This is a genomic window from Halomonas shantousis (genome assembly GCF_054654615.1).
This window is the reverse complement of the sequence record NZ_BAAIER010000002.1, coordinates 3911162-3917584: the sequence shown is the minus strand read 5'-3', so window position 1 is coordinate 3917584 and position 6423 is coordinate 3911162. Positions and strand designations below refer to the sequence as shown.

Genomic DNA, 6423 nt, shown 5'->3' with positions numbered 1-6423 from the left:
GGTGCTGCGCGACATTCTCGAGCAGCAGGCCGAGGAGGACGACTCCGACCGCGTGCAGCTGCTGACCATGCACGCCTCCAAGGGACTGGAGTTTCCTCACGTCTACCTCATGGGGCTGGAGGAGGAGCTGTTGCCGCACCGCAACTCCATCGAGGCCGGCACCGTCGAGGAGGAGCGCCGCCTGGCCTATGTGGGCATCACCCGCGCGCGGCGCACCCTGACCCTGACCCTGGCGCGCCAGCGCAAGGCCTACGGCGAACTGCTCGACTGCGTGCCGAGCCGCTTTCTCGACGAGCTGCCCGCCGAGGATCTCGAATGGGAAGGGCGCGCCGACAAGGAAGATCCCGAGAAGAAACAGGCCCGCGGCCAGGATGCCATCGCCGGGCTGCGTTCGCTGCTGGGATAGGGCGGCAATGGCCGGCAGCGGCAACCGGGAAATCAGAAAGACAGGAAGAGGGAAGAGGGAAGCGAAACGGGACGCCAAAGGCGCCCCGTTCTGCCGGTGTCATGTCTCGTTACTGCAGAGCACTGATGATGTAGTCGACGGCGTTATGCACGTCCTCGTCGGACAGCGCCGGGTTGCCCCCCTTGGGCGGCATGGCGTTGAAGCCGTTGACGGCGTGGTCGTAGAGCGTGTCGACGCCCTTGGCCAGACGCGGTTCCCAGGCGGTATCGTCGCCACGCTTGGGCGCGCCGGCAGCGCCGGTGGAGTGGCACGCCATGCAGATAGAGTTGTAGACCTCTTCGCCATTGCCGGTGTCGCCGACAGCAGCCACCTGGGTGGCACCTACGGCACTCGCATTGCCTGAATCGGCGCCCGCGTCGGCAGTCGCTTCGCCCCCAGCGTTCTCTTCGGTAGCGCCTGCTTCGGCAGCGGCATCGCCGGTATCGATGGCGACATCGTCACCCCGGACCGGCTCGGTCAGGTAGTTGACGCCGTTCTTGACCTCCTGGTCGGACAGCGACGGATTGCCCCCCTTGGGCGGCATGGCGTTGAAACCGTTGATCGCATGGCTGTAGAGCGTCTCCATGCCCTTTTCCAGGCGTGCGCTCCAGTCGGCTTCACTACCGCGTACCGGAGCGCCCGCAACGCCGGAGGCGTGGCATACCGAACAGACGCTGGAATAGACGTCTTCACCGCTGCGCGCTCCGCCGGTGTCGCTGACGGCGGCCACGGCCGGTGCGCCGCCGCAGTCATCGCCCTGCAGGCACAGCTCGCCTACCGGCGCCAGACGTTCGGCGATCGCCTCTTTGGACATGTCGGCTGCCTGCGCCGAGCCCAGGGACAGGCCCAGGGCCGCCAGGCACCCTACGATCAGTTTGCTGGGTTTCACTCTTACCACCTCGTTCACGGTCCTGAAGTCGAAACGGTACTCGACGCGAATACAAAGGCCGCCAGTATAGCGACAACGCAACGGGCGGGAAAACGCCGGACAGGCGCCATTTGCCGCTTACATGACATCAATCAAGGCTTTTCGGCTCCGGCCTGTGCTGGACACGACACAAGCAAGCGGGTAGGATGGCCGCGCTGCCGTGGTGACTGCCACGCGGCACGGCGACAGCCACCGCGCGCCTGTAGCTCAGCTGGATAGAGTACTGCCCTCCGAAGGCAGGGGTCGTGGGTTCGAATCCCGCCAGGCGCGCCATCTCCTCCCCGAGTGTCCGTATCGCACCCCCAAGCTTCGACAAGCCTGGAAGCCCGCCAATGGCGCTTGGCTTCCGCTGCGTTGTATCCCCAAGCTCGCAAGGCGTGATCTTTATTACCAACGCATCCGTCACGATTGCCAGGCCCGGCATCGACTCGCGCATGGATACGCTTTTCAAGCGCTGACGCATTCCGCCCTATATACGATAGCCGCTTGCGATCACGCTCGGAGCCGGCCAACGACCGCTGCCGCATCGCAAACGCATGCCGTCGCAGCAGCGAGCCGCCAAGCAAAACCATCTGCCGAACGAGAAGGCCGCGCATTGCGCGGCCTTTCTTTTTTCAAGATATTAGCCAAACGGCCGAAAGTAATATCAGGGCTTTGAGGTTAAATTGCGCGCTGGGTTTAGGCGTAGGGTCACGTTTGGATGTTATACGGCAGAGCACTGACAAGAGGTGGTGCGGCTCCAGGCATTTGAGTGTCTGGGTGGCGGTAGCGTATCCGCCCTGCCTCCAAGTGCGCTGTCGGCTCCAGGTCGTTTGCGATAAATAGGTTGATTAACAAATTTTATAGCTAAACGTATTGGCCGCTATCGACCCAAAGCGGACGTGCCTAAAAAGGCAATATGCGCGTATTACATAGCAAGTTTAATAAAATATGTATTGAAATCATTGGATTAAGGGTGCGGTGTAATCGTGTTGAACACGCCCGTTCAAGTGGGAAAGCGCGTGGTATCTAATGCCTGCTATGTACATTTGATTGTTAAATATTTTAACCTAAGGAAGAAAAATGACTGATTTTACTGAGGATAAAACTCTAAACCTTTATCCAATTGATTACCCATTCGAAACGCTTGTAAACAGAATTCAGTCGAAGCCGCCGAAGCTAAAACTGGACCCGGATTTTCAAAGGAAGTACAAATGGGATAAAGATGGCTGGGTAAGATCTTCAAGATTCATAGAGTCATGCCTCATGAGGATACCGCTGCCATCATGCTATTTTGCAGAGGATGAAGATGGACGCCACATGGTAATAGATGGTGTTCAGCGACTCACAACAATTGCTCGATTTTTCAATGATGAATTTGCATTAGAGGGAATGACTACCTTCAAAGAAATAGAAGGAAAAAAATTCTCTGAATTAGGTGCACTACAAACTGAGTTAGAAACTACAACAATCCGGTGCATCATACTGAGAAAAGAGAATCCGAAGAGTCTTGTCCGGGAAATCTTTTCAAGACTGAACCAAGGGGCTGTCGAACTTTCAGACCAGGAGATCCGCCATGCTCTATATCCAGGCACCCTTGATGAGCTTTTGGTTGAGCTCGCTGAGAACCCCTTTATCGCAAGGTTCGGTCTAGCGGATAACTCTGGTGTTGAAAGAAATAGCTTAGAGTCGGAAGAGCAGGTTCTGCGTTTCTTTGCTTTTTCTGACGACTCTGGTCTAACAGGTTTTAACACCAATCTTAAAGATTTTCTGGATGACTACATGGAGCAAAATTCAGAACTCGATGTCGAGGCTCTAGAAGAGTATAGATGTAGTTTTAACAAAGCGCTTGAGAATTGTATAGAAGTTTTTGGCGATAATGTTTTTACAAATCCTGCAGCGGAGAGAAAAAGGAAGGGGCTTGTTCACTATGATCTTCTGATGCCGACCGTGGGGAGATTGGATCATGATGTAGCGAAAGCAAAGAAAGATGATATAAAAGATGCCTATTTAGCTCTTTGTGAAAGTGACGACTTTAAAAGGACGCTTTCTGGTGGGCTACAAAATAGGTCATCGATTCTTAGAAGGAAGCAGAGCTGGTCTCAGCTTTTGGAGGCTGCCATTAATGCAGGATAAAATTAATGACTTGTGCGAAAGATACAACAAGCTATACGATAATTTATTTGAGGTAATAAAGTTATCTGAAGAGCGTGTGCTGTCTGATAATCCTGATGAACTTTTTTCAGATAATGTCAATTTTTTTGTAAAGTCCTACATGATAAATATTTGTTCATACTTGGAAGCTTATCTTCAAGATTTGGCCTATGTGTATACAAAAGAAATAAATCGCAGAATAACGTTGGCTAAAATACCTCATAATTTCATTTATTGGAAAACATCTAGAGACCCAAAAGAGAAAGACCTGAGGTTCGAGGAGGCTAACTACCCTTCAAATAGAAAGGAAATTTCAGATGGGTTGTCTGCAAATCCTTATAAAACCATTAAAGCTTATCGGATTCTAGGAATTGATCTGTCGAAAGAAGAAGAATTCAATAATAACAAAGACCTTGTTAACTCTGTTGTAAATAAAAGAAATAGCATTGTTCACCATAACGATAGTGCTGTAGATGTTTCTTTTTCAGATCTTTCCTCAAATATTAAAATTTTCAAAAAATATATGAGTGCCGTAAAAGATGCAGTTTTGCATGCTGCGGGAAGTGCATAAATAAATCGCTATTATCAGACAATTTTACCACCATTTCACGATGCCAAAACCGCCGCAAAGATTTACGTTAACCGAGGGGAATCCAGAGTAGAAATTGTATGCTTACATATTCATTTGAAGATCTAGCACAAGCTTTTCGCATCTTGCTAGAGTCGAATTGGAAGTTTTATGAGCTTATGCCAGTGGATACTGCGGAAGCGATAGGAACTATAGAAACTGCCATTAACGCTAAGCTCAACGCTTTTCACAGCCTTTACGACTTAATGCTACAAAATGGCATAACAACTGTGAACTGGTACGAAGTACCAGAGCTGTGCACCATCCTAGCAATAAGGAACGCACGGCACCATAACAAAGCGAACAGAATCAGGAGTCTGTATAATTTTCATCGCTACGAAAGTGATGAGCCGCAAGTGCCTGAAACGTACTTTTATGTCGATTTTCCTGCTTCCGAAGAGGAAGAGGGTGGAGACTGCTTTGATGTTCCTCTTTCCTGGCACGATTTAGATCTTTTTCTGTCACTTCCCAAGAGTGAATCTCGGTTACGGCCTGAAGCAGCTTCTTTGATAAAAGAGTATTTAAATTCCGAGGCATTTGAGAAAGAGGCAAGGCAAAAAAAAATTCCTAAAGAACATATTTTCTTCAGCTTTGTTCCTCTCACTCTTAATGCAGGAATAGCGTTACATAAACATATCAGCCCCCATGTTCGGACCGATTCAATTGAAGCGCAATCATTCCTCAGGCACTTTGAAACAGTCTGTCCGGCCATTACCAAAACACATGAGTATCAAGTTCTAAGGATGAGGTTTCCAAAATGACTCTATACCTCCGCTTCTGGCCGATAGCCCCCTCCTTACTAGCCTATTCCTTCCTCAATAACGGCCATACTTCGCTCCCGCGCGGACGAGCTTCTTGGCCCGGTTGCCGAAACCGCCACGCCGGGCCTTTTCGCCTGGCTTGCAGAAGACTCCTGCGGCATCCCGGCACATGAGGGCCGAAGCGCGTGTTCTACAATGGGGCTTGAACCCGACAGGAGAGCGATATGAACATGTTCTTGGTAAAGCCGGCAGCCAGTGACGATCCGGCGGAGGCGCAATCGCCCAAGTGGTGGGTCGTCGATACCCGCAACGCCAGCGAAGAGATCGTGGTGGCGAGTTTCGATAGCGAAGCCGATGCCGCCAATGAAGCTGCCCGCCTGAATTCGCTTATCGTTTAGGCGGGCTATCGCTGAGTGGCGACCGTGACACACTCGCGGTGATTTACTTCGCTATTTGACGCTTTGACCCTGGCGCGCTCTGGGTACGCTAGTGCCTTCCCTGAACCCTGAGCGCGACCGATGAAAGAGCTGAGTTTAACGCGCCTTGAGCGTGCCTGTATGATGGAGATGCGTCTGCTGACCACGGGCAGGCAAGGCGAGGAAACCATGGTGGGCCTGACGCAGGAGGAGTCCTTTCGGTACCTGGCATACAGCCGGCGATTCCTGCTGGATCGCTCGTCGCAGGCCGGTAACGAGCAGGACGACTACTTTCACCTGTACGTCAAACACGAGCGCGCAAGGCAAGCCATCATTGCGGCAGAGGCGGAAGCCAGACAGGTGTCAGTCAGGCATTGAGACGATCGGTGCTGCCCGGCCCTCGCCCCGGCGGGGTGTGCCTCACGGACTGCCGATGCGGCTGGGCCGTTGCCTGACGGCAACCACATTGCGGCCGTTGACCGTGATGGGATGGCGCTTCTCGGTGAAGGCGCGCGCGATCTCGACGGCCTGTTCCTCCGTCACTTCAAAGAACGCCTCGTCCTCGGTTTCGACATAGGCGTAGTCGAGAGCGGTGCCTTCATGGAGCACGGCGACTTCGCCTTCGGACAACTGGCGTGCGTCATCGATTCTCACCATCACTCGCCTCCTAACCGAACCCTGCTGCCGGCGTATTTCCCGCTCGGGTACTTGTCGTCCATCGTCTGTCGCTCCGTCACGTTCAGATCGACCCGGGTCGGGGTGTCGCCGAACGCCTGCTCTATCTCCTTGAACGCCGTCGTCATGTGGCGGTCGATGATCGCTTCCATGGCCGCCTTGGTGTCGCGGTACTGCGCGATGGTCTGGTCGAGGTTGGGGGAGGGCTTCTCGTCCGCTGCCTGCCCGGCGTCGTCCGCGTCGGCATAGGCCTGCAGTGCCTCGACGAGCTCATCCAGCGCCTTGGATTCGCCCTTGATGATCCTGTCCGCCAGCGGGCCGTATTTCGCTCTTGCGCGGGCGAGCTTTCTGGCCAGGTTATCGAAATCACTCATGCTGAACTCCTGTGGCTTGGGCCGTTGAACGACGCCGGCGATGTCCCGGGGCGCGGTGACTTG

At 53.2% G+C, this 6423-nt stretch carries 9 protein-coding genes and 1 tRNA gene; 7 read left to right on the top strand and 3 right to left on the bottom strand.

Going from position 1 to position 6423, the window contains the following annotated elements; all coding sequences use genetic code 11:
• Window positions 1–406, top strand: a 406-nt coding sequence (locus ACYQ12_RS18520) for a 3'-5' exonuclease (RefSeq protein WP_459874443.1), incomplete at its 5' end; no start/stop codon positions are given.
• 109 nt (window positions 407–515) lie between these two features.
• On the opposite strand, the gene ACYQ12_RS18515 is transcribed toward ACYQ12_RS18520, so the two are convergent.
• The gene (locus ACYQ12_RS18515) at window positions 516–1334 is read right to left on the bottom strand and encodes a c-type cytochrome (protein WP_459874442.1); all 819 of its coding nucleotides are present in this window, start codon (window positions 1332–1334) and stop codon (window positions 516–518) included.
• A gap of 235 nt (window positions 1335–1569) precedes the next feature.
• On the opposite strand from ACYQ12_RS18515, the gene ACYQ12_RS18510 reads away from it, so the two are divergent.
• The 6 genes from ACYQ12_RS18510 (at window position 1570) to ACYQ12_RS18485 (ending at window position 5689) form a co-directional block, all read left to right on the top strand.
• Window positions 1570–1646, top strand: a tRNA-Arg gene (locus ACYQ12_RS18510).
• A gap of 789 nt (window positions 1647–2435) precedes the next feature.
• Window positions 2436–3488 carry a DUF262 domain-containing protein gene (locus ACYQ12_RS18505; protein ID WP_459874441.1) on the top strand — a complete coding sequence of 351 codons (1053 nt, stop codon included), beginning with the start codon at window positions 2436–2438 and terminating at the stop codon, window positions 3486–3488.
• The gene (locus tag ACYQ12_RS18500) at window positions 3478–4077 is read left to right on the top strand and encodes a HEPN domain-containing protein (protein WP_459874440.1); all 600 of its coding nucleotides are present in this window, start codon (window positions 3478–3480) and stop codon (window positions 4075–4077) included. The genes ACYQ12_RS18505 and ACYQ12_RS18500 overlap by 11 nt, the downstream gene beginning before the upstream one ends.
• 98 nt (window positions 4078–4175) lie before the next feature.
• Window positions 4176–4895 (top strand): hypothetical protein, encoded by a 720-nt coding sequence (locus ACYQ12_RS18495; RefSeq protein ID WP_459874438.1) that lies wholly within the window; start codon window positions 4176–4178, stop codon window positions 4893–4895.
• A 224-nt stretch (window positions 4896–5119) separates the two neighbouring features.
• Window positions 5120–5293, top strand: a complete 174-nt coding sequence (locus ACYQ12_RS18490) for a hypothetical protein (RefSeq protein ID WP_459874437.1) — start codon at window positions 5120–5122, stop codon at window positions 5291–5293.
• Between the two features lie 159 nt (window positions 5294–5452).
• Window positions 5453–5689 carry a hypothetical protein gene (locus ACYQ12_RS18485; RefSeq protein ID WP_459874436.1) on the top strand — a complete coding sequence of 79 codons (237 nt, stop codon included), beginning with the start codon at window positions 5453–5455 and terminating at the stop codon, window positions 5687–5689.
• 42 nt (window positions 5690–5731) lie between these two features.
• Here ACYQ12_RS18485 and ACYQ12_RS18480 read toward each other — a convergent pair whose 3' ends face one another.
• Together ACYQ12_RS18480 and ACYQ12_RS18475 are read right to left on the bottom strand one after the other, a co-directional pair.
• Window positions 5732–5968 carry a hypothetical protein gene (locus ACYQ12_RS18480; protein ID WP_459874435.1) on the bottom strand — a complete coding sequence of 79 codons (237 nt, stop codon included), beginning with the start codon at window positions 5966–5968 and terminating at the stop codon, window positions 5732–5734.
• On the bottom strand, window positions 5968–6360 hold the full coding sequence (locus tag ACYQ12_RS18475; RefSeq protein WP_459874434.1) for a hypothetical protein: 393 nt from the start codon (window positions 6358–6360) through the stop codon (window positions 5968–5970). Before ACYQ12_RS18475 ends, ACYQ12_RS18480 begins: the two co-directional genes overlap by 1 nt.
• Window positions 6361–6423 lie beyond the last annotated feature (63 nt).

Coding starts and splice junctions, on each gene's coding strand:
- ACYQ12_RS18505 (WP_459874441.1), top strand. CDS start 2,436: ATGACTGATTTTACTGAGGATAAAACTCTAAACCTTTATCCAATTGAT.
- ACYQ12_RS18500 (WP_459874440.1), top strand. CDS start 3,478: ATGCAGGATAAAATTAATGACTTGTGCGAAAGATACAACAAGCTATAC.
- ACYQ12_RS18495 (WP_459874438.1), top strand. CDS start 4,176: ATGCTTACATATTCATTTGAAGATCTAGCACAAGCTTTTCGCATCTTG.
- ACYQ12_RS18490 (WP_459874437.1), top strand. CDS start 5,120: ATGAACATGTTCTTGGTAAAGCCGGCAGCCAGTGACGATCCGGCGGAG.
- ACYQ12_RS18485 (WP_459874436.1), top strand. CDS start 5,453: ATGATGGAGATGCGTCTGCTGACCACGGGCAGGCAAGGCGAGGAAACC.
- ACYQ12_RS18480 (WP_459874435.1), bottom strand. CDS start 5,968: ATGGTGAGAATCGATGACGCACGCCAGTTGTCCGAAGGCGAAGTCGCC.
- ACYQ12_RS18475 (WP_459874434.1), bottom strand. CDS start 6,360: ATGAGTGATTTCGATAACCTGGCCAGAAAGCTCGCCCGCGCAAGAGCG.